General features: G+C 68.4%; 28 protein-coding genes and 1 pseudogene. 12 read left to right on the top strand and 17 right to left on the bottom strand.

Annotated elements, in window-relative coordinates; genetic code table 11:
* The 4 genes and pseudogenes from QMK34_RS41360 to QMK34_RS41375 all read left to right on the top strand — a co-directional run.
* Positions 1 to 330: pseudogene (locus QMK34_RS41360) on the top strand (LLM class F420-dependent oxidoreductase); the annotation flags it as partial.
* Positions 327 to 1,331, top strand: a complete 1,005-nt coding sequence (locus QMK34_RS41365) for an NADP-dependent oxidoreductase (RefSeq protein ID WP_326420285.1) — start codon at positions 327 to 329, stop codon at positions 1,329 to 1,331. The pseudogene QMK34_RS41360 and the gene QMK34_RS41365, both read left to right, overlap by 4 nt.
* A complete protein-coding gene (locus QMK34_RS41370) occupies positions 1,331 to 1,798 on the top strand; it encodes a winged helix-turn-helix transcriptional regulator (protein ID WP_326420310.1) in 468 nt (155 codons plus the stop codon). The genes QMK34_RS41365 and QMK34_RS41370 overlap by 1 nt, the downstream gene beginning before the upstream one ends.
* A gap of 20 nt (positions 1,799 to 1,818) precedes the next feature.
* Positions 1,819 to 2,388, top strand: coding sequence for a dihydrofolate reductase family protein (locus QMK34_RS41375; protein WP_326420286.1), 570 nt, complete (start codon positions 1,819 to 1,821; stop codon positions 2,386 to 2,388).
* Between the two features lie 15 nt (positions 2,389 to 2,403).
* On the opposite strand, the gene hypB is transcribed toward QMK34_RS41375, so the two are convergent.
* Genes hypB through QMK34_RS41450 form a run of 16 tightly spaced genes read right to left on the bottom strand, consistent with a single transcriptional unit; the run spans position 2,404 to position 14,309 of the window.
* Positions 2,404 to 3,195: a hydrogenase nickel incorporation protein HypB gene (hypB, locus tag QMK34_RS41380; RefSeq protein ID WP_326420287.1), complete on the bottom strand. Its 792-nt coding sequence runs from the start codon at positions 3,193 to 3,195 to the stop codon at positions 2,404 to 2,406.
* Positions 3,196 to 3,525 carry a hydrogenase maturation nickel metallochaperone HypA gene (gene hypA, locus QMK34_RS41385; RefSeq protein WP_326420288.1) on the bottom strand — a complete coding sequence of 110 codons (330 nt, stop codon included), beginning with the start codon at positions 3,523 to 3,525 and terminating at the stop codon, positions 3,196 to 3,198. It abuts the gene before it with no gap.
* Between the two features lie 2 nt (positions 3,526 to 3,527).
* On the bottom strand, positions 3,528 to 4,607 hold the full coding sequence (gene hypE, locus QMK34_RS41390) for a hydrogenase expression/formation protein HypE (RefSeq protein ID WP_326420311.1): 1,080 nt from the start codon (positions 4,605 to 4,607) through the stop codon (positions 3,528 to 3,530).
* Between the two features lie 25 nt (positions 4,608 to 4,632).
* Positions 4,633 to 5,775, bottom strand: coding sequence for a hydrogenase formation protein HypD (hypD, locus tag QMK34_RS41395; protein ID WP_326420289.1), 1,143 nt, complete (start codon positions 5,773 to 5,775; stop codon positions 4,633 to 4,635).
* Between the two features lie 7 nt (positions 5,776 to 5,782).
* Positions 5,783 to 6,055: a HypC/HybG/HupF family hydrogenase formation chaperone gene (locus QMK34_RS41400; RefSeq protein ID WP_326420290.1), complete on the bottom strand. Its 273-nt coding sequence runs from the start codon at positions 6,053 to 6,055 to the stop codon at positions 5,783 to 5,785.
* 9 nt (positions 6,056 to 6,064) lie between these two features.
* On the bottom strand, positions 6,065 to 6,172 hold the full coding sequence (locus QMK34_RS48145) for a DUF6893 family small protein (protein WP_442785333.1): 108 nt from the start codon (positions 6,170 to 6,172) through the stop codon (positions 6,065 to 6,067).
* Between the two features lies 1 nt (position 6,173).
* Positions 6,174 to 6,677: a hydrogenase maturation protease gene (locus QMK34_RS41405; RefSeq protein ID WP_326420291.1), complete on the bottom strand. Its 504-nt coding sequence runs from the start codon at positions 6,675 to 6,677 to the stop codon at positions 6,174 to 6,176.
* The gene (locus QMK34_RS41410) at positions 6,674 to 8,059 is read right to left on the bottom strand and encodes a hypothetical protein (RefSeq protein ID WP_326420292.1); all 1,386 of its coding nucleotides are present in this window, start codon (positions 8,057 to 8,059) and stop codon (positions 6,674 to 6,676) included. Before QMK34_RS41410 ends, QMK34_RS41405 begins: the two co-directional genes overlap by 4 nt.
* Positions 8,056 to 8,691 (bottom strand): DUF6084 family protein, encoded by a 636-nt coding sequence (locus tag QMK34_RS41415; RefSeq protein WP_326420293.1) that lies wholly within the window; start codon positions 8,689 to 8,691, stop codon positions 8,056 to 8,058. Before QMK34_RS41415 ends, QMK34_RS41410 begins: the two co-directional genes overlap by 4 nt.
* Complete coding sequence (locus tag QMK34_RS41420) at positions 8,684 to 9,301, bottom strand: DUF5947 family protein (protein WP_326420294.1); 618 nt, start codon at positions 9,299 to 9,301, stop codon at positions 8,684 to 8,686. Before QMK34_RS41420 ends, QMK34_RS41415 begins: the two co-directional genes overlap by 8 nt.
* Complete coding sequence (locus tag QMK34_RS41425; protein WP_326420295.1) at positions 9,298 to 9,867, bottom strand: NifU family protein; 570 nt, start codon at positions 9,865 to 9,867, stop codon at positions 9,298 to 9,300. Before QMK34_RS41425 ends, QMK34_RS41420 begins: the two co-directional genes overlap by 4 nt.
* A 3-nt stretch (positions 9,868 to 9,870) precedes the next feature.
* Positions 9,871 to 11,661, bottom strand: a complete 1,791-nt coding sequence (locus QMK34_RS41430; RefSeq protein WP_326420296.1) for a nickel-dependent hydrogenase large subunit — start codon at positions 11,659 to 11,661, stop codon at positions 9,871 to 9,873.
* A 14-nt stretch (positions 11,662 to 11,675) separates the two neighbouring features.
* Positions 11,676 to 12,749 carry a hydrogenase expression protein HypE gene (locus QMK34_RS41435; RefSeq protein WP_326420297.1) on the bottom strand — a complete coding sequence of 358 codons (1,074 nt, stop codon included), beginning with the start codon at positions 12,747 to 12,749 and terminating at the stop codon, positions 11,676 to 11,678.
* Positions 12,746 to 13,435: a D-sedoheptulose-7-phosphate isomerase gene (locus tag QMK34_RS41440; RefSeq protein WP_326420298.1), complete on the bottom strand. Its 690-nt coding sequence runs from the start codon at positions 13,433 to 13,435 to the stop codon at positions 12,746 to 12,748. Before QMK34_RS41440 ends, QMK34_RS41435 begins: the two co-directional genes overlap by 4 nt.
* Positions 13,436 to 13,449: 14 nt before the next feature.
* Positions 13,450 to 13,692 (bottom strand): HypC/HybG/HupF family hydrogenase formation chaperone, encoded by a 243-nt coding sequence (locus tag QMK34_RS41445; RefSeq protein ID WP_326420299.1) that lies wholly within the window; start codon positions 13,690 to 13,692, stop codon positions 13,450 to 13,452.
* A complete protein-coding gene (locus tag QMK34_RS41450; RefSeq protein WP_326420300.1) occupies positions 13,692 to 14,309 on the bottom strand; it encodes a D-sedoheptulose-7-phosphate isomerase in 618 nt (205 codons plus the stop codon). The genes QMK34_RS41445 and QMK34_RS41450 overlap by 1 nt, the downstream gene beginning before the upstream one ends.
* Before the next feature lie 471 nt (positions 14,310 to 14,780).
* On the opposite strand from QMK34_RS41450, the gene QMK34_RS41455 reads away from it, so the two are divergent.
* The 6 genes from QMK34_RS41455 to QMK34_RS41480 all read left to right on the top strand — a co-directional run bounded on the left by QMK34_RS41455 (position 14,781) and on the right by QMK34_RS41480 (position 18,017).
* Positions 14,781 to 15,038 (top strand): glutaredoxin family protein, encoded by a 258-nt coding sequence (locus QMK34_RS41455; protein WP_326420301.1) that lies wholly within the window; start codon positions 14,781 to 14,783, stop codon positions 15,036 to 15,038.
* A complete protein-coding gene (locus tag QMK34_RS41460) occupies positions 15,035 to 15,259 on the top strand; it encodes a putative acetyltransferase (protein ID WP_326420302.1) in 225 nt (74 codons plus the stop codon). The genes QMK34_RS41455 and QMK34_RS41460 overlap by 4 nt, the downstream gene beginning before the upstream one ends.
* Before the next feature lie 150 nt (positions 15,260 to 15,409).
* Positions 15,410 to 16,075, top strand: coding sequence for an HAD family hydrolase (locus QMK34_RS41465; protein WP_326420303.1), 666 nt, complete (start codon positions 15,410 to 15,412; stop codon positions 16,073 to 16,075).
* 121 nt (positions 16,076 to 16,196) lie between these two features.
* The gene (locus tag QMK34_RS41470) at positions 16,197 to 16,469 is read left to right on the top strand and encodes a DUF3040 domain-containing protein (RefSeq protein WP_326420304.1); all 273 of its coding nucleotides are present in this window, start codon (positions 16,197 to 16,199) and stop codon (positions 16,467 to 16,469) included.
* Between the two features lie 73 nt (positions 16,470 to 16,542).
* The gene (locus tag QMK34_RS41475; protein ID WP_326420305.1) at positions 16,543 to 16,968 is read left to right on the top strand and encodes a YciI family protein; all 426 of its coding nucleotides are present in this window, start codon (positions 16,543 to 16,545) and stop codon (positions 16,966 to 16,968) included.
* Positions 16,969 to 16,970: 2 nt separating this feature from the next.
* Positions 16,971 to 18,017, top strand: coding sequence for a DNA polymerase IV (locus QMK34_RS41480; RefSeq protein WP_326420306.1), 1,047 nt, complete (start codon positions 16,971 to 16,973; stop codon positions 18,015 to 18,017).
* 12 nt (positions 18,018 to 18,029) lie between these two features.
* Here the strand turns inward: QMK34_RS41480 and QMK34_RS41485 are convergent, their stop codons facing one another.
* Positions 18,030 to 18,719, bottom strand: a complete 690-nt coding sequence (locus QMK34_RS41485) for a TetR/AcrR family transcriptional regulator (RefSeq protein WP_326420307.1) — start codon at positions 18,717 to 18,719, stop codon at positions 18,030 to 18,032.
* A gap of 96 nt (positions 18,720 to 18,815) precedes the next feature.
* On the opposite strand from QMK34_RS41485, the gene QMK34_RS41490 reads away from it, so the two are divergent.
* Both QMK34_RS41490 and QMK34_RS41495 read left to right on the top strand, forming a co-directional pair.
* On the top strand, positions 18,816 to 19,712 hold the full coding sequence (locus QMK34_RS41490) for an AurF N-oxygenase family protein (RefSeq protein WP_326420308.1): 897 nt from the start codon (positions 18,816 to 18,818) through the stop codon (positions 19,710 to 19,712).
* A gap of 228 nt (positions 19,713 to 19,940) precedes the next feature.
* On the top strand, positions 19,941 to 20,443 hold a 503-nt coding region (locus tag QMK34_RS41495), incomplete at its 3' end, for a BPL-N domain-containing protein (protein WP_326420309.1).

Consider the following 20,443-nt stretch of genomic DNA (forward strand, 5'->3'; position numbering starts at 1 on the left):
GAAGCCGCGCTCCGGCAGATCGCCGCGCAGCTCACGGTGTACCTCAAGCCGCCTGGCTACGGCGAGATGTTCAGCCGCCTCGGGCACGGCGACCTCGTCGCGCGGGCCAGGGCCGGGGTGTCCCGTGCCGAACTCACCGGCGCGATCCCCATCAGCCTGATCGCGCAGGTGTGCGCCATCGGTTCGGCCGCGCAGCTCACCGCCCGTATCGACGACTACCACCGCGCCGGTGCGGATCACGTCGGGCTCGTACCCGGCACCGCCGAAGACCCCGGCGGGAACGCCGTCCTCACCGCCCTTTCCGCTCTCGTCAAGGAGACCCCCGCATGACCCTCACCAACGCCCAGTGGCGGCTCGCCGCCCGTCCGTCCGGCCTGCCCAAGGCCGCCGACTGGCAGTACACCGAAGAGCCCGCCGCCGAAGCCGGGGACGGGCAGATCCGGGTGGCCGTGCAGTACCTGTCACTCGACCCGGCGATGCGCTCGTGGATGAACCCGGGGCGCTCCTACGTCCCGCCGGTCGGGATCGGCGAGGTGATGCGGGCGGGCGGCATCGCGGAGGTCATCGACTCACGCCACCGCGGGTTCGAGGTGGGCCAGACCGTTTTCGGCACGTTCGGCGTCCAGGCCTACGCGGTCTCCGATGGCACCGGAGTGTCCGTTGTGGACACCGCGCTGGCACCGGCGCCGGTGTACCTCAACACGCTCGGCACCGGCGGGCTCACCGCGTACTTCGGGCTGCTCGAAGTCGGCAGGCCGGAAGCCGGCCAGACGGTCGTGGTGTCCGCCGCGGCGGGCTCCGTGGGCAGCATCACCGGGCAGCTCGCGAAGATCCACGGTTGCCGGGTGGTGGGCATCGCGGGTGGCGCCGAGAAATGCCGTGTCCTGGTCGAGGAACTCGGCTTCGACGCGGCCGTGGACTACAAGGCGGGCGAGCTCAGGGCCCAGCTGCGCGAGCAAGCGCCGGACGGGATCGACGTGTTCTTCGACAACGTCGGCGGCGAGATCCTCGAAGCCGTCCTGAGCAGGCTGGCGCGCGGCGCCCGCATCGTGCTGAGCGGCGCGGTTTCGCAGTACAACACCGCGGACGCGCCGCGCGGACCGGCGAACTACATGCAGCTGCTGGTCAACCGCGCGTCGATGACCGGGTTCGTCTTCACCGACTACGCGAACCGGTTCCCCGAGGCCACCAAGGCGCTCGCGGGCTGGCTGGCCGACGGCTCGCTGGTTTCGCGTGAGCACCTGCTCGACGGCGGGATCGGGGCGTTCCCCGAGGCACTGCTCAAGCTGTTCGCCGGGGAGAACACCGGCAAGCTCATCCTGGCACTGTGATGCTGTCCGGCGACGATCTCCAGCACCGCTTCGAGGCGGACTCGGTCAACCGCGCGCTCGCGATCGTCGGCGAGCGGTGGAGCCTGCTCATCCTGCGGGAAACGCTGTTCGGCGTGCGCCGCTACAGCGAGTTCGCGCGGAACCTGTCCATCCCGCGCCCGACGCTGTCCGCGCGGCTGAAGCTCCTCGTCGAGGCCGGCCTGCTGGACCGCGTCCGCTACGCGACCGACCCCGACCGGCACGAGTACCGGCTCACCCAGGCCGGCCGGGACCTCTTCCCAGCCATCGTCGTGCTGATGCGCTGGGGCGACAAGTACCTCGCCGGTCCGGAGGGGCCGCCGATGCTCCTGCGGCACAACGACTGCGGCGAGATCGCGGACGCCTATGTGGCCTGCCGTCACTGCGGCGGCGAGATCACCGTCGAGAAGGTCACCCCGGAGGCCGGGCCCGGCTATCGTCACGACTGACGACCTCGGAAGGGGCGGCGATGCGCAAGATCATCCTCGGCATGTCGGTGTCCCTGGACGGGTTCATCGAGGGCCCGGACCGCGAGATCGACTGGCATCTGGTCGACGAAGAGGTCCACAGCCACTTCAACCAGAAGCTCAAGGCGATGAGCGCGTTCCTGAGCGGCCGCATCACCCATGAGCTCATGGCCGCCGTCTGGCCCACCGCCCGCGCCGACCCGCAGTGCACTCCAGCGATGGCCGAGTTCGCCGGGATCTGGCTGGACATGCCGAAGATCATGTTCTCCAAGACCGTGGAGCACGCCGACTGGAACACCACCGTCGTGCGGGAGGTCGACGTCGAGCAGATCCGGGCGCTCAAGTCAGGTCCGGGCGGGGACCTGTCCGTCGGCGGCGCCGACCTGGCCGCGACGTTCCGCCGCCTCGACCTGATCGACGAGTACCACGTCTACGTGCACCCGGTCCTCATCGGCCGCGGCAAGCGCCTGTTCGAGGACACCGACACCCTGACCCATCTCCGGCTCGCCGGAACGCAGACCTTCGGCAACGGCGTCGTCCTCATGCGCTACGAGCGACCCGACGCGTCGTAGCCGTCGACGTCGAGTTCATGGCGTTACCGGGGCGGAGGTGCGGCCGCGGACCTCCCGGAGCCACGCGTACCAGGGAGCGAGCCCGTCGCCCCGCGTGGCGCAGACCGGGAGAACGCGGACCCCGGGGTTGACGCTGCGGGCGTCGCGGGTGAACTCGTCCACGTCGAAGTCGACGTAAGGCAGCAGGTCGATCTTGTTCAGCAGCACCAGGTCGGTCGCGGCGAACATGTGCGGGTACTTCAGCGGCTTGCCCGGTCCCTCGGTCACCGACATGATCACCACCCGCGCGGACTCGCCGAGATCGAACAGCGCCGGGCAGACGAGGTTGCCCACGTTCTCGATGAACAGCACCGAGCCGTCCACCGGATCGAGCACCTCGAGGCCGCGCGCGAGCATCTCCGCGTCGAGGTGGCAGCCCGCCCCGGTGTTGATCTGGACGACCGGGGTGCCGGTGGCGTGGACGCGCTCGGCGTCGAGCAGGGTTTCCTGGTCGCCCTCGACGACCGCGACCGGGACCTCGTCGCCCAGCTCACGGACGGTCCGCTCCAGCAGTGTCGTCTTGCCGGAGCCCGGCGAGCTCATCAGGTTGACCGCGACGATCCCGCGCCCGGACAGCCAGATACGGTTCCGCTCGGCCAGCGAGTCGTTCTTGGCCAGTACGTCCTGTTCGAACAACACCGTCCGGGTCACCGGCTCCGGCGGATGGACGTGCTCACCGGGCCCGTGGCCATGACCGTGACCGTGCCCCTGGCCGGGTTCGAGCACCCGCACCCCGGCGTCGTCCGAGCACCCGCAGGTCGCGCACATTCACACCACCTCCACAGATTTGATACGCAGCTGCCGCCCGGCCAGCACCTCGACGTTCGCGCTGCCGCACGGGCACAGCAGGATCAGGTCGTCCACGCCGAACTCGGCGCGGCAGTCCCGGCAGGCCGCCCGGCCCGGCGGCTCGACGATCTCCAGCCGGGCGCCTTCCAGCGACGTCCCCGCGCAGAGCACCTCGAAACAGAACTGCACGGAGTCCGCGACGATGCCGGACAGCTTCCCGATCTCCAGCCGGACGCTCTTCACCGTCGCGCCGTCCATCCGCTCGACGATCGCGTCCACGACGCTCTGGGTGATCGACAGCTCGTGCACGGCTAGCAGATCCTCGGCAGCGGGTCACCGACCAGCAGGTCGACGATCCGTGTCCCGCCGAACGTCGTGTTCAGCAGCACCAGCCCCGGCGGGTCGTCCGCCACCCGGCCGATGATCGCGGCGTCGGCGCCCAGCGGGTGCGCCCGCATCGACGCCAGCGCGTCCTGCGCCTGCGCGCCGTCGACGACTACCACGATCCGGCCCTCGCAGGCCACGTACAGCGGATCGATGCCGAGCAGTTCCGACGCCCCGCGCACCTCGGTCCGGACCGGGACGTCCTTCTCGTCGACGACCACCGCGACGTCGGCGGCCTTGGCGATCTCGTTGAGGATCGTCGCCACTCCCCCGCGCGTCGCGTCCCGCATCGCCCGGACGCCGGGCACCTCGGCCAGCAGCTTCGCGACGAGGCCGTGCACGGACGCCGTGTCGGATTCCAGGTCCGCCTCGATGTCCAGCTCCCCGCGCGCGAGCATGATCGTGATGCCGTGGTCCCCGATCGCCCCGGACACCAGGATCGCGTCACCGGGCTTGGCTGACGCGATTCCCAGCCGGCCCGGGGTCGCGATAGCGCCGATCCCGGCGGTGTTGATGTAGCAGCCGTCGGCCTTGCCGCGCTGGACGACCTTGGTGTCGCCGGTGACGATGTCGACCTCCGCCGCCGCGGCCGCCGCCTTCATGGAGTCGACGATCTTCTGCAGGTCCTCGATCGGGAAGCCCTCTTCGAGGATGAACCCGGCGGTCAGGTAGAGCGGTTTCGCGCCCGACACCGCCAGGTCGTTGACCGTGCCGTTGACCGCCAGGTCGCCGATGTTGCCACCGGGGAAGAACAGCGGCGACACCACGAACGAGTCCGTGGTCAGCGCGAGGGTGGCACCGTCCACGGTGAACTCGGCCGCGTCCTCCAGCGGCTCCAGCAGCGGATTGCGGAAGGCGTCCAAGAACACCGCTTCGACCAGAGTCTGCGTGGCTTTGCCGCCCGCGCCGTGGGACAGCGTGATCCGCTCCTCACGGACTTTCGGGCGACGCCGCCGAGCCTTGTCGATCCGGTCGAGCACCTGCTGCTCGCGTTCGGACGTGGTCATCGGCAGCGGGATCCGCGACCGCCGCTCAGTTCCCGACGTGCTCATGCCGACTCGCCTCCCGAACTCGCTTGCGGCTGAACCGCCCGAAGTTGTAGTACGCCGCGCACGCGCCCTCGGGCGACACCATGCACGTCCCGATCGGCGTCTCCGGGGTGCACGCGGTGCCGAACACCTTGCACTCCCAAGGTTTCAGCACGCCCTTGAGCACCTCACCGCACTGACACGCCTTCGGGTCCGCGACCCGCAGGCCGGGCAGGCGGAAGATCCGCTCGGCGTCGAACTGCGCGTACTTCTCCCGCACGGCCATCGCCGAATGCGAGATGAACCCGAGCCCGCGCCACTCGAAGTACGGCCGCAGTTCCATGACCTCGTTGATGGCCCGGATCGCGACCATGTTCCCGTCCCACGGCACGACCCGCGAGTACTGGTTCTCCACTTCGGATCGATCCTCGGAGAGTTGGAGCATCAGCAAGTAGATCGACTGCAGGATGTCGAGTGGCTCGAACCCGGCCACCACGACCGGCTTGCGGTAGTCCCGCGCGATGAACTCGTACGGTCGGCAGCCGATCACCGTGGACACGTGTCCCGGCCCGATGAACCCGTCGAGCCGCAGGTCGGGCGAGTCGAGGATGGCCTTGATCGCGGGGATGATGGTGACGTGGTTGGCGAAGATCGAGAAGTTCTCGATGCCCTCGGCGGCCGCGCGCAGCACGGTCATCGCGGTGGACGGCGTGGTCGTCTCGAACCCGATCGCCATGAACACCACCCGCAGGTCCGGGTTCTGCCGGGCGATCTTCAGCGAGTCCAGCGGGGAGTAGACCATCCGGATGTTGGTGCCCTCGGCGTTGGAGTCGAAGAAGTTCCCGCCCGAGCCCGGCACGCGCATCATGTCGCCGAACGAGGTCATCAGCACGCCGGGCTGGCGCGCGATGTGGATGGCGTCGTCGACGCGGCCCATCGGGATCACACAGACCGGGCAGCCTGGGCCGTGCACCAGCGTGATGCTCTCGGGCAGGTAGTCCTCGAGCCCGTGTTTGTAGATCGTGTGCGTGTGCCCGCCGCAGACCTCCATGAACTTGTACTGCCTGCCGGGCTCGCACAGGCCGGTGATCTTCGCGGACAGCGCGCGGGCTTTCTCCGCGTCACGGAACTCGTCGACGAAACGCATGGGACTCCTACTCGATCCGGGATTCCAGGAGCGCGGCCATCTCGTCCTCATAGGCCTTCCCGATGCTCTCCAGGAAGTCCATCGCCGCCTTCGCCTCTTCCTCGTCTATTTTGGACAGTGCGAAGCCGACGTGGATGAGGATCCAGTCACCGGGTTTCGGCGGATCCTCGTCGAGCAGCCCGATGTTGATGGTCCGTTTGACGCCGCTCACCGCGACCTTGGCCAGGTCGGGCCGATCCTCGATGATCTCGATGATCTCGCCCGGAATCCCTAGGCACATACCGACTCCCTACATCCGGCTTATTTCCAGATACCGCTTGACATCGGGCTCGATCTGCTTGGCCAGCCATACCGCTCCCCCGAGCAGCAGCGCCAGCACCAGCAGGCGTTTGAACATCTCAGACCTCCGTTTTTTCCTTCTTCTCGGAAAGATGCGGGCTGGTCCCCCACGCCAGCTCGGTGACGACACGGACGGCCTCGGGCACGGCGGCCTCGACCGCCGCGCTCAACCCGATCCCGCTGTCCAGGTTCGCCGGTTCGCAGCCGACGACGAGCACCCGCCCGGCATCCCCGCCGAGCATGCGAAGCAGCTGGAACACGGCCTCCGGCTGCATCCCATGCGCGTCCACCGCGGAGCCCGCCGAAAGCTCTTCGGTGTCCGCCTCGATGAGGTACACCGTCCCCGGCGCCTCGCCGCGGGGGGTCGCGTCGATGAGGATCGTCGTGTCGTAGCCGCCAAGCAGGTCGTAGGCCAGGTGCATGCCGCTGATGCCGTAATCGGCGATCTGCACCCACTCCGGCAGCTCCGTGCCCTCGAGTTCCTTGATCACCTCGACGCCGAAGCCGTCGTCGCCAAGGAAGATGTTGCCGATGCCCGCCACCAGCACGCGTGGTCTTGTCACGTCGCCTCCAAGGGTTCGATCTCGTCCGGGGAGAAATACCGGAACCGGCCGTGCGTGTTCTGCAGATCGGCCGCCGGGTCGTCGTCGACGGTGACCGCGATGTGCGTGTCACCGTCCACATCGGACAACACCGCGCGCACGGTGGCGATCCGGCCCGCGAGGAACATGTCCTGCGCGTCCGAACGCCGCAGTCCCGGCCGCAGGATCACCTGCGAGCCGGCCGCCACGGTGATCCCGGCGACGACCACGCTGTCGGTCTCGGGTGACACCGACGCGTCGGCGGCCGGGTCCCACCAGGGCACGTCCGGGGCCATCAACGCGGCGAGCGCGGCCTCGTCGTCGGCCTCGGCTGTGGCCTCAGAGAGCACCGGGACCGTGGACTTGGCGGTGACGGACCGCAGGTACCGGACGGTGCCGTGGAGGCGGTCCAGTAGCTCCTGCGGCATCGCGTCGACCCGGTCGACGATCTCCCGTGCCCGTGGGTCGGTGGCCCTGGCCTGTCGTTTCTCCTCGTCGGTCAGCGTCATCGTGCGCAGGGTGAGGATCTCGTCGATCTCGGTGCCGTCGAACAGGTCGCCCTGGCTCTCGGCGGCGATGGCCGGGTTGTCGTAGAGGATGATCGGCGACGCGAGGATCGCCGGGCTGCGCTCGTTGTCCCCGATCAGCACCGGCCAGACCCGCTCGTTGACGCACGCCTCGACGGCGGGTTTCGCCCACTCCGGCGGTTCGAGCATCGACAGGAAGTGCCCGGAGTCGACCGAAAGCACCAGGTGGGCGGCCAGCAGCGCGTGGTGCAGCGCCTGCTCGCGAGTCGGCTCCACTACCGACCACGAACTGGTGTTGCGCAGGTCGAGCCGCAGCCGCACCCCACCGAACGGACCGTCCAGCGACTCCAGCCGGATGACCAGCACGCCGGTGAGCTCCTGGGTGCGCCGCACCAGCCGAGCCCCACCGCCGAGGTCCTCGGTCTCCTCGCCGCCGGGGATGGTGAACGGCGTCTCGACCGGTTGTGCCAGCAGCTCGGCTGCGGGGAGGACGACGTCGATCTCGCGCTCGATCGCCTCGTCCCAGGTCGTGTACTCGGTGTCCCCGATCGTCAGTGAGTCGACCGGCCGTTCACCGTCGTGCACCAGCCGCGCCTGGGCCTGCAGGAAACGCAGCTTGACGTGCAGGCGCGTGTGCGACCGCGGTTCCAGCAGGCACTCGGTGTGCGACGAGCCATACTCGCCTCTGTCCTCCGAAGCGAAGGACGGCGGCATCAGCACGCCCCACTGCCAGCGCACCTTGTTCTTCCCCGCCGACGCGCGATACGGGTAGAGCAGATAGCCCTCGTACAACACCGCGTCGCCGACGGCCTTCGCCTGTTCCAGCACGCCGGTCATGGCGCGACCACCCCGGAGAGCAGCTGGGTCATGGCCGCGTCCCAGGTCGGGATGGCGTTGCGCGCCTTGAACTTCAGGAGCGCGTCGAGCGTCTCGCGATCCAGCTTGATCCACGTCGCCTGCGGGAAGTAGAGCTCCATCATGGCGTCCCAGACCTCGATCGGCATCCGGTACTCGGCCTCCATGTGCCACGGCACCGGCTCGACCCAGAACCCCTCACCGCCCTTGCCGAACACGGTCCCGCTGAACAGCAGGACCATCGGCACGACGCCGTCTTCGAGCGCGTGGAGGTACTTGCCCGCCGCCACCTCCAGGTCGTAACTGCACGGCACCTCGACGTCGACCTCGGTCGCGCCGGTGAAACCCGGCACCATCACCGAAACCGTGGCGAACTGGAACGGCTTGAGCGTGTCCGCCCAGCGCGACGGCTCGCCGAACAGGTGCTCCAGCAGCTCCGACTCGCCCGGTCCGTACCGACGGCGTTGCGGCTCGATCCGGAACTGGACGCGCAGGACCATCGCGTGGATGGGCTGCCCGGACAGCTCGGTGATCCGGAGCTTGAACACCAGCGTCGGCCCGATGCCGTACCGCAGCGGCTGGACGTCGACGCAGTCGAAAGCCAGCTCAGCCATCGGACACGACCTCACTGCGCTCCCGCAGGCCGTCGAAGAACCCGTCGATGGCCTGCCACGCCTCGGTGCCGCCGTCGAACCCGCGCCAGTGCAGGCGGACCAGCCCCACCAGCTCGTAGCAGACGTCGATGGGCACCAGGAAGCACTCGAAACTGTTTTCGAGTTTGTTGAGCAGCAACGCCTCGACGTCGGGCGACACGGTCGCGAACTGCTCGTTCGTGGCCAGCATGTCCTCCCACGCGCCCATCGGCAGCAACGACTCCGTCGCGCCCGCCGGACTCGGATAGAACGCGACCGTGCTGTCGAGCACCGAATTGCGGAACAGGAACGCCATCCGCACCGGGATGCCGACCGTCTCCCACACCGCCTCACCGAGGCTGAACACCGGCGCGTGCAGGAACCGCTGCGGCACCGCGCGGTGCCGCTTCCCGCCCGCGCCGCCGTGGGTGAACAGCAGGTAGCAGCCGCGGCAGGAGCACATGATCGCCCGGGACTCCAGGTCGATCACGTGCCCGTGCTCCTCACCGACCGGCTCGGTGCACATCTCGCACCGCTCCCCCGGCTGGGGACGCGGGGCGGGCCTGAGGAAGCGCTGCAGCCCGCTGCTCATGCGGACTCCGGCACGGGACACTCCAGCGCCTGCAACGGCAACAACGGCCGCCCACCCGGGCCGACCTCGACCTTCTCCTCGACGACCCCGGCGACGTCGATGTCGCTGATCTCCGGGGCCGCGTCGTGGATGGCCTTCTCGATGGCGTACTTCACGGTCACCGTCGAGGACGGGCAGCCGTCGCAGGTGCCCTTGAGCTGCAGCCGCAGCACACCCTGGTCGTCGACCCCGACCAGGTCGACGTCACCCGCGTGCGAGCCCAGGTACGGCCGCACCTTGTCGAGTGCCTCGGTGACGCGTTCGAGGGTGCTCTTGGGGTGCAGGTCGTGCAGGATCAGCAGGCCTTTGACGTGCTGGTCCTCGGTGAGCAGGCCGAGGATCCGCTCGCCGCCCTCGGCCTCCCGCAGGAGGTCGACGACCCGGGTCAGCCCGGCGCCGTAGAACTCGAGCAGCAGATGGACGAGATCCTCGGCCTTCTCGACGACTCCGGGTTCGGCCACCGCGGCCAGTTCGCCAAGGAGATGCTCGATGTGTTCGCCCACTTCTCCGACGTCGGGCCCGTCCATGACCTAGATCTCGCTCGTGAAGGCGTGCGGCGTGTGCATCTTCTCCAGCACCTTCCCGTTCCCGGTGTACATGTGCACGCCGCAGGGCAGGCACGGGTCGAAGCTGCGGACCGCGCGCATGATGTCGATGCCCTTGAAGTTGTCCTGGGTGTTCTCCTCGAAGATCGGCGTGTTCTGCACCGCGTCCTCGTACGGGCCCGGCGTGCCGAACGAGTCACGCACACTGCCGTTCCACGGCGTCGGCGGATACGGGTGGTAGTTCGCGATCTTGCCGCCCTTGACCACCATGTGATGTGACAGCACGCCACGCACGGCCTCGGTGAACCCGCAGCTGACGCTCTCGTCCGGGACCTTGAACTTCTCCCACGTCTTCGTGTTGCCGTGCCGGATCTCGGCCATGGCCTTCTCCGCGAAGTGCAGCGCGATCGCGGCCGAGTACGCCTGGAAGTACGTCCTGGCGCGGTTGCGCTCCAGCGCGTTGCTCCACTTCGGGATCTTCCACTCGAAGGTGACCTCGGGCTTGAGCGCTGTCCGCGGCAGGTTGATCACCACGCTGTGCCCGGTGGACTTGACGTAGTCGGTGTTCACCAGCCCGGCCAGCGCCGTCGTCCACAGGCGCGCGATCGGGCCGCCGCCGGTGTCGAGCGCGAGGTGGTCCTTGCCGTCGAACCAGCGCGGTGACATCGTCCACGAGTACTTGTCGTCGAAGTCCCGTTTCTGCGGCCGCGGGATCGTGTGCTGGTTCCACGGGTGCCGCGAGTCGACGGGGTTGCCGAGCGGGTCGTTGGTGACGAACTTGTCCATGCCCTCCCAGTCCTCGTAGTACGAACTGCCGAGCAGGATTCGGATGCCGAGGTTGATGTCGACCAGGCTGGTGGTGACGAGCTTGCCGTCGACCACGACACCCGGCGTGACGAACATCTTGCGGCCCCAGGCCTCCATGTTCTCGTAGGTGAAGTCGCAGTGCTCGGGGTCGTTGAGGCTCCCCCAGCAGCCGAGCAGGATCCGCCGTCGGCCGACCTCTTCGTAGCCGGGAATGGCTTCGTAGAAGAAGTCGAACAGGTCGTCGTGCATCGGCAGGCAGCGCTTCATGAACTCGACGTAGCGCATCAGCCGGGACAGGTAGTCCGTGAACAGCTGCACGGTGGCCACCGTGCCCACGCCGCCCGGGTACAAAGTGGACGGATGGACGTGGCGGCCTTCCATCAGGCAGAACATCTCGCGGGTCGAGCGGCTGACTTGCAGCGCTTCCCGGTAGAACTCGCCTTCGAGCGGGTTGAGAGACCGCATGATGTCGCCGATGAACTTGTATCCGTGCTGCTCCGCGTGCGGGGATTCGGTGCGGTTGGCCAGTTCCAGCACGCCGGGGTTGGTCTCGGCGACCATCCTCTCGCAGTAGTCGACCCCGACCAGGTTCTCCTGGAAGATGTTGTGGTCGAACATGTACTCGGCGGACTCGCCGAGGTTGATGATCCACTCGCCAAGATGCGGCGGGCGGACGCCGTAGGCCATGTTCTGGTTGTAGACCGAGCAAGTGGCGTGGTTGTCGCCGCAGATCCCGCAGATCCGGCTGGTGATGAAGTGCGCGTCGCGTGGATCCTTGCCCTTCATGAAGATGCTGTAGCCGCGGAAGACCGACGAAGTGCTGTGGCACTCCACGACGCGCTTCTGTGCCCAGTCGATCTTCGTGTAGATCCCGAGACTCCCGACGATGCGGGTGATCGGGTCCCAGTTCATCTCCACCAGGTCCGACTTGCTGGAGTGACCGCTCGTGCGCTGCTCTTTCGTCGCCATCGTTCAGATCCCTTTCAACGCCACGTCGAGCGGTAACCGGTGTCGAGCTTCGTGCCCGTGTGACGCCACTTGGGCTCCTTGTCTGCCTTCTTCTCGGTGTACTTGCGCAGCCGCCGGATGACCGAGCCGTACGCACCGCTGGCCATCGACGAGATGTGCGCGCCCGGCGGCTCGTCCATGAACGGCATGAACTTGTCCGGGAAACCGGGCATCGTGCAGCCGATGCAGATCCCGCCGACGTTCGGGCAGCCGCCGACGCCGTTGATCCAGCCGCGCTTGGGCACGTTGCACTTCACTACCGGACCCCAGCAACCCAGCTTGACCAGGCACTTCGGCGAGTCATAGGTGTCGGCGAACTGGCCTTGCTCGTAATAGCCCGCACGGTCGCAGCCTTCGTGCACAGTGGCGCCGAAGAGCCATTGCGGCCGGAGGTTGTCGTCGAGCGGGATCATCGGTGCCTGGCCGGACGCCTGGTAGAGCAGGTAGGTCAGTGTCTCGGAGAAGTTGTCCGGATGCGTGGGACAGCCGGGGATACAGACGATCGGGATGCCCGCCTTGGACTTCCAGTCCCAGCCGAGGTAGTCGGGGACGCCCATCGCCCCGGTCGGGTTGCCCTCCATCGCGTGAATACCGCCGTAGGCCGCGCAGGTCCCGGCCGCCACCACGGCGAGTGCCTTGGGCGTCAGGCGGTCCAGCCATTCGCTGGTGGTCATCGGCTGGCCGGTCTCGGGGTTGTTGCCGAACCCGGACCAGTAGCCCTCCTGCTTGATGGACTCGTTCGGGATCGACCCCTCGATGACGAGCACGAATGGTTCGAGCTCACCGCGGTCGGCCTTGTGGAACCATTCGATGAACGTGTCGGCGCCCTGCTCCGGGCCGCATTCGAAATCGATCAGCGGCCAGTGGACCTGGATCTTGGGCAAGCCGGGTAAAGCCCCGAGAACTATTTCCTCGATACTGGGCTGGGTCGCGGCCGTCAGTGCGACGGAATCCCCGTCGCAGGACAGACCCGCGTTGATCCAGAGCAGATGGATGGGCTTCACTTCGTCGGTCGGCTGCGAGTGTTTGGCTTCCGAAGCTGTTGTCACGGTAGTTCACCCTCGAGTTCGTCGAGCGCGCTGACAGTGAGTTCCCACAGCGCGTGATACAGAGTCGTCTGTGCTTCCTGAACGCGGTGCACCGAAGGCGAAGGGACGACGAACAGGTAGTCGATCGTGTCCAGTTCCGCCATCTTCCCGCCGTCGTAACCAGCGATGCCGACGGTGACCATGCCGCGACGGGCGGCCTCATCGAAGGCGCGTAACAGATTCGCGGAGTTCCCGCTCGTGGACAGCCCGACCGCGACGTCACCCCGCCTGCCGAAAGCGGCCACCTGGCGGGCGAACACCACGTCGAAGCCGACGTCGTTGGACAGGGCCGTGACCACGGCGATGTCGTTCGTCAGCCCGAAAGCGGGCAATGGCCGGGCGTCGCCCGCCGGGCTGAGGAACAGGCTCGCCAGGTCCTGCGCGTCGGTGGAGCTCCCGCCGTTGCCGAAGGCCAGCAGCCGTCCACCCCTGGCAAACGAACGAGCCATCTCCGCCGCGCACGTACAAAGCCGTTCGCCATCGGCTTCCAGCACCGCGGCGCGCAGTTCCACGATCTCGCGCACCTTATCCACAGTGGACTGACGGACCATGTCGAGGACAGCGTCGACATCCTGCGGGCCGGAATACAGGAACGGATAGAGTTCCTCCAGCCCACTGGCGCCCACGGGGCTGCGCTCCCGTGTCATGGCATTCACTTCCCTTACTGGGAGGGAATCTCCAGACGCGCTATGGCTTCACCGGCATGAACCAGCAAGTGGTCCCCGACCGCGGCCGAGACCAGCGCGACGCTGACCTCTTCGGTGGTCGACCCGGTGTCCACGACAGCGAACTCCTGATCGAGGAGTTCGACCACGGTCACTTCGACCGCGGTGTCCGAGCAGGTAATGCACACCCCGTCGTGACAGACGGGGACAGGCTCTCTGTCGGCCTCACCGGCGCTCATCACGCCACCTCCGGGGTCAGGACGCCCGGATTTTCGAAGAAGACATGCACCAGCTCCCACAGCACGTGGTAGGCCGTCACATGGACTTCCTTCACCACACGAGGGTCACTCGAACGTGCGACGAGCAGATGGTCGGCGGCAGCCGAACCGGCGATCCGCCCGCCGTCCCCGCCGACCAGCGCGACGGTGAGCAGGCCCGACGCCCTGGCGACTTCCAGCCCGCGCAGCACGTTCTCACAGTCGCCGTCGGTGGAGATGCCGAGTGCGATGTCCACCGGTTCGGCGAGAACGCGGAGCTGATGGGCGAACACCTCGGCCAGCCCGGCCCGGTTCGCGATCCCGGTCAGCGTCGCGACGTCGGCGGTCAGCGAAAGGGCGGGCAACGCGCGTTTGCCGACGATCACCGGATGGACGAACTCCACGGCCACGTGCTGCGCGTCCGTGCTGGGCCCGCCGTTGCCGAACACGATCAGCTTGCCGCCTTCGTGGAAACGCACCGCCATCGCGTGACACGCTCGGGCCACCTCGTCCGCCTGGTCCGCGAGATCGCCCATAGGCGCCACGCGACGTTCGAAAAGAGCGCCGACGGAATCAGCGCTCTCCGAGGACCACGACATCGAGGTCACTTCCTCAGGTGGTGGGCAGTGAGGCAGTTGGAGGAACCGACTCCACGGTAGGGGTGTGTGTTGGATCACACAAGAGACCGAGCAGATGTTCGACGGGAGATCGTTACTATCACCTGTTCGGTGGCGCTAACAGCCCCGACACCTCAACAGATGAGCAGCTGTCGAACACCCGCCACCCGGGTGACGGCACTTCCCCGAACCGCGCTTCCACTGAAAGTGCGCGACCATTCGCCAAGCGTTCACCCGGTCTCCGAGCTCGAAGAAACAAACCTGCCAAGCCGCGATTGCGCTGGTCAAGAATGATCACGCCGAACGTCTTTCCGCGCCCAGCTCGGCAACACGATTCCTGGTTGTCTCGACGCGGATTTTCACGAACGCCGTACGCCACCGTGACTGTCTACAGCCACCTGGGGGCTGCGGCATACTGAGCGTGACCACTGTTTTCTTCCTGGAGGTAGTCCCATGAGCGTGCCCGCCGTCGACCGGCTCACCGTCTACGGTGCGAGCTGGTGCCCAGACGTGCGCCGCAGCCGCGCACTACTGGACAGCACCGGCGTCGAGTACGCCTACATCGACGTCGAGCAGGACCCGGCGGCCGAGGCCGCGGTACGGGACCTGCAGGGCGGGCCGAGGCGGATCCCCACCCTGGTCTGGCCGGACGGCGGCCATCTGGTCGAGCCGTCCGACGAGGAACTCACCGCCCGGCTCGACCGCGGATGACCCCGGCAGACGTCCTCACCACACTCCCCCTCGGCACCCGCGTCGTCGTCCGGTACCGCGTCGAGGGCGGCTTCACCGACGCGCTCGGGCCGCTGCGCGCCTGCGATCCGGACGAGTGCGTCGTCGACACCTCGCGAGGTCCGAGCACCATCGCGCTGAGTTCCGTCGTGGCCGCGAAACAGGTCCCACCAGCTCCGGCACGACGCGTCCGTCCACACTAGACATTCGACGTCCGTGCGTTTTCGTTCTGCCGGACCGTCAAGCAGACCGTGCCGGAATCCAGATCGGACACGAGACCCCCGCCGTATAGACCGTTATACACTTGTCCGGCCCGGCCGATCAGTGCGACTGACCGCCGCTAGGGTCGCGAGGTGACCACTCGCGCCCTGATCTTCGACTTCGACGGACTCCTGGTGGACACTGAAGCCGCGGTGCTGCTCGCCTGGCAGGAGGCCTTCGCCGAGCACGGGACCGAGTTCCCGCTCGACGTGTGGCACACCGTGATCGGCACCCAGCACACCGCGACGACGATGTTCCCCCTGTTGCGGAACCACGCTGGCGGCCTGGAACTGGAGGAGTTCCGGCTCGTGCTGCGCGCCCGCATCGGCGCCCTCCTGGAGAACGAGGGACCCCGTCCCGGCGTGCTGGACTACCTGGACGCCGCGGCCGACCTCGGCCTGACGCTGGCCGTGGCGTCGAGTTCGACCGGGGGCTGGGTGTCCACGCACCTCCGGCAGCAGGGCCTCACCGACCGGTTCGCCGCGGTGCTCACCGGCGACCTCCACCCGGCGAAGCCCCGCCCGGACCTCTACCTGGCCGCGCTGGACGCACTCGGGGTCACCGCCGCTCAGGCCCTCGCGTTCGAGGACTCACCCCACGGGGTCAGCGCGGCCAAGGCCGCCGGGCTCCGCTGCGTCGCGGTCCCCAACGCCATCACCGTGGCACTCGACCTCAGCCACGCCGACCTCACGCTGTCGTCGTTCGAGGACAAGCCGCTCGGGGAACTGCTTCGTCACTTCTCCGGGGACACGGCCTGACCTGGGAGTGCCAGTACCGGCACTCTTAGCGGGTGAATTGTGAAATCGGTGCATGACTTGCCCGGCCCCTGGGTACTTCCCGATGTCAGCCGTGCCGGAGCGGCCTCCGAAGGAGATCCCGATGCTCAGTCATTACGACCGTCGTGAGCTGGACAAGATCGAGCAGTGGTTCGAAGCCACGGATCCGGCACTGGCCGCCGTGCTGACGACCGGCAAACCGGCGCGGCGCCCGATGGGCCGCCGTCTCCTCCTCATCTGCTTCGACATACTGGCCGCCCTCCTGTTCGTGCTCGGCCTGATCACCGCCGGCCCGGCGCTCACTCTCAGCGGGGTGCTCGCCTGCGCGCTCGCGGTGTGGCTTCACGCGTTGAGGCACCTCAGCCGTCCTTGGTAAGCACTGTTTCGCGCGCCTCGTGCTCCGCCTGTCAGTAGTCTCCGACCTGACACGGAACACGAGGAGACCCGTCATGCGCTTCATGATCCTGATCAAGTCCAACGCCCGGTCCGAGGCGGGCGAGCACCCCACCGAAGCGGAGTTCACCGCGATGGCCGCCTACAACGAGGAGCTCGCCGACGCCGGTGTGCTGGTCGCGGGCGAGGGTCTGCAGCGAAGCGCCCAGGGAGCGCGCGTCAGCCTTTCAGCGGCCGGGACCACCGTGACCGACGGCCCGTTCGCCGAGGCCAAGGAGCTGATCGGCGGGTTCTGGATGATCCGGGCCACCTCGCTGCAGGAGGCACTCGACTGGGCGAAGCGCTGCCCGGCGCCCGCCACCGGCGAGACCCTGCTCGAGGTGCGCAAGGTGCTCGGCCCGGAGGACTTCGGCGACGACTTCACCCCCGAGCTGCAGGAGGCCGAGCAGCAGCTTCGCGACCGGGTGGCGAAAAGCCAGTAGCCATGGCCGCCACGGAATGGGTGCTGCACGTGGATCTCGACCAGTTCATCGCCGCGGTCGAGGTCGGCAGGCGGCCCGAGCTGCGCGGGCGCCCGGTGATCGTGGGCGGCACGGGGGATCCCGGCGAACGGGCGGTCGTGTCCACCGCTTCCTACGAGGCGCGCGAGTTCGGCATCGACTCGGGCATGTCGCTGCGGCTGGCCGCGAAGCGCTGCCCGGACGCCGTCTTCCTGCCGGTCGACGCCCCGGCCTACGACGCGGTCTCGGAGCGGGTCATGGCGACGCTGCGGGAGTTCCCGATCGTGGTGCAGGTCCTCGGCTGGGACGAGGCGTTCCTTGGCGTCACCACCGATGCCCCGGAGGCACTCGCCGCGGACCTCCGGCGCGCGGTGGACGCGGAAACCGGGCTCTCGTGTTCCGTCGGCATCGGCGACAACAAGCTGCGCGCCAAACTGGCGACCGGGTTCGCCAAACCGGCCGGGATCTTTCGGCTGACCAAGGAAAACTGGTGGGCCGTGATGTCCGGGCGGCCGACGGACGCGCTCTGGGGCATCGGCCGCAAGACCGCGAAGAAGCTCGCCGCGGCGGGCCTTGCCACGGTCGACGAGCTCGCGGCCGCGGATCCCGGGGAGCTCGCGGCGAAATTCGGGCCGACGCTCGGCCCGTGGTACCGGCTGCTCGCCGGCGGTGCGGGTGATCGCGACGTCACGGCGACGCCGTACGTGCCGCGGTCCCACGGCCGGGAGACGACGTTCCAGCAGGACCTGACCGACCCTGGCGAAATGGCCGCGGCCGTGCGCGTGCTCGCGCTTCGCGTGGCCGAAGATGTCGAGACCGAGGGCAGGCCCGCGGCGCGGGTGGCGGTGAAGGTGCGCTTCGTGCCGTTCGACACGCACACCCGCAGCGTCACACTCGACGCCCCGACCGGCGCCGCCGCAGACATCGAGCAGGCGGCACTGCGGGTACTGGCGCTGTTCGAGCTGAACCGCCCGGTCCGGCTGCTCGGCGTCCGGGCCGAATTCCCGCGCGAGGACGAACCGGGGGCCTGAAACGCCTTCCGTTCAGTGCTCGGCACCCGGCGGGAGCGGCAGCGGCTGATCGGGGTCGAGCACGACGCCCCCCATGCGCAGGGTGTGGTCGAGCATCGCCCAGATGGTGCCGGTCAGCTGGGCGGTGAACTCCTCCAGGCTCAGCGAACCGGGGTGGTCGAGCCAGCGCGTCGTGGCGGACTCGACGTAGCCGACCAAGCCGAACGCGACGGTGTCCGCCGGGGCGGGATCGAGCCCGAAGCCGCCGAGCCAGCCGGTGAACAGGCGGCTCAGGTGCTGGCCGATGGCCGCCTTGACGTCGATGGCGGAGTCGCCCAGCGGCGGGGTGAGCGCGTTGCGCACCAGGTAGCGGTGCAGTTCGGTGTGCTCGGTGAGCCAGCGCAGATGCGTCCCGATCGCCGCCACGATCATTTCGCGGGGCGAGCCCTCCGTGGGATGCCACACCGGCTCGAGCTCGGCCGTCACCAGTTCGGCGGCGCGCTGCGCGATCGCGCGCTGCAGGTCCCCCGCGTCGGCGAAGTGCTTGTAGAGCCCCGTTCGCGCGACCCCGGCCTGTTCGGCGATCTGTTCGGTCGACACCCCGGGCCCGTGCCGGGTGATCGCCACCAGCGCGGCTTCGACGAACTCGGCCCGGCGGCGGGCCTGCTGACCCGCCCAGCGCGCCGCCCTGCCGTCGACGCGGGTGCCGGTCGATGCTGCCATGAGGTTCAGCCTACTCAAGGCGGCCCTCCGGGTGTACGCTGCCAAAGTACCCAGTACATCGCGTACCACTTACCTCATCGACGCGGAGGCGCCGCCATGACGGTCGAAACACCACCCCAGGGCCGGGACGTCACCGCGGCGCGCCTGCTCAAGAGCTCGGCGAAGAACTCGTACGACCCGTACCTCGACATCGACTGGGCCGCGCCGCTGGCCGAGGGCAAGGCGTACATGCCCCTCGAGCGGGTTTCGCTGTATGGCACCGCGCTCTGGGACGGGCTCACGCCGGAGCAGCGCATCGAGCTGTCCAAGCACGAGATCGCCAGCATCATGAGCGTCGGGCTGTGGTTCGAGATCGTGCTCATGCACATGCTGTCGCGGTACGTGTTCGACCTCGACGCGCGCACCGAGCACGCGCAGTACACGCTCACCGAGATCGGCGACGAAACGCGGCACTCGATCATGTTCGCCAGGGCCGCCGAGCGGCTCGGCGTGCCGCGGTACGGGGTGCCGCCGATCGTGCACCGGCTGGCGAAACTGTTCGGCGCCACCGCTTCCGGCCCCTCGATGTTCGCGAGCGTGCTCGTCGCCGAGGAGACGACCGACCGGCTGCAGCGCTCGATGATGGACGACGAGGACATCCAGCCGCTGATCCGCGCGGTCAACCGGATCCACGTCGTCGAGGAGGCCCGGCACGTCCGCTTCGCTAAGGAAGAGGTCCTGCGCACGGTCCCGAAGCTGACCAAGGCCGGTCTCCGCCGACACCGCGTGCGCACCGCGCTCGTTTCCTACGCGGTAGTCGACTGCCTCGTCGATCCGCGCGTCTATCGCAGCGTCGGCATCGAACCGCGCGAAGGCCGCGAAGCCGCGCTCGCCAATCCCGAGTTCCAGGAGACGCGGCGCTGGATGGCCGAGAAGATCGTGCCGTTCCTGCGCGACGCCGGACTCATCGGCGGCCGCTCCGAAGGGCTCTGGCGCAAGGCCCACCTGCTCTGACGAACGCCGAGCCGCTCACGGCGTCCGTACCGTCGGCGACGCGGGTTAAGAGTCCCTGAAGGCCACCATGACGGCGTTAGACGCCGTCATGGTGGCCTTCAGGGACTCTGGGCGAGCCGGACCACCGCGTCCGGGTCGAGGGCCGAGGGCCGGGACCACACCCGTGGCTGACGCGCGCGTGGATATCGTGGGCAAGGCCAGGTCACCGGCTACCGCGGAGGAAGCACAGTGCGACGAAGAACGGTGCTCGCCGGTGCCGGGGCCGCGGTCGTCGCCGGTGGGCTGACCTGGGCCGGGGTGGCGGTGTTCACCCCGGACGACCGGCCGCTGGCGCTGGTCTACCGGGGACCCGCCGCGTGCCAGGACTGTGCCGAAGCCGTCGCGGCGCTCCTGCGCTCGACCACCACGCCCCTGCGGGTCGAATTCTGCGGGCCGGACGAGGATCTGGCACTGACCCGCGAGACCCTCGACACGGCCACGATCTACGCCCAGCCGGGCGGCGGCACGCTGAGCGACGGCTGGCGGGACATGCGCCGCTATGCCGGTGACATCCGCGACTGGACCAGGGCGGGCGGGCACTACCTCGGCTTCTGCCTCGGCGGCTACCTCGCGGGCGCGACGCCCGGTTTCGCGCTGCTGCCCGGCGACACCGACCAGTACATCACCACACGCCGGGCCAGCGTGCGCACGGACAAGGACGCGCTGGTCACCGTGCGCTGGCGAAACCAGCC

The organism is Amycolatopsis sp. H20-H5 (genome assembly GCF_035828755.1).
In the GTDB taxonomy this organism is placed as follows: domain Bacteria; phylum Actinomycetota; class Actinomycetes; order Mycobacteriales; family Pseudonocardiaceae; genus Amycolatopsis.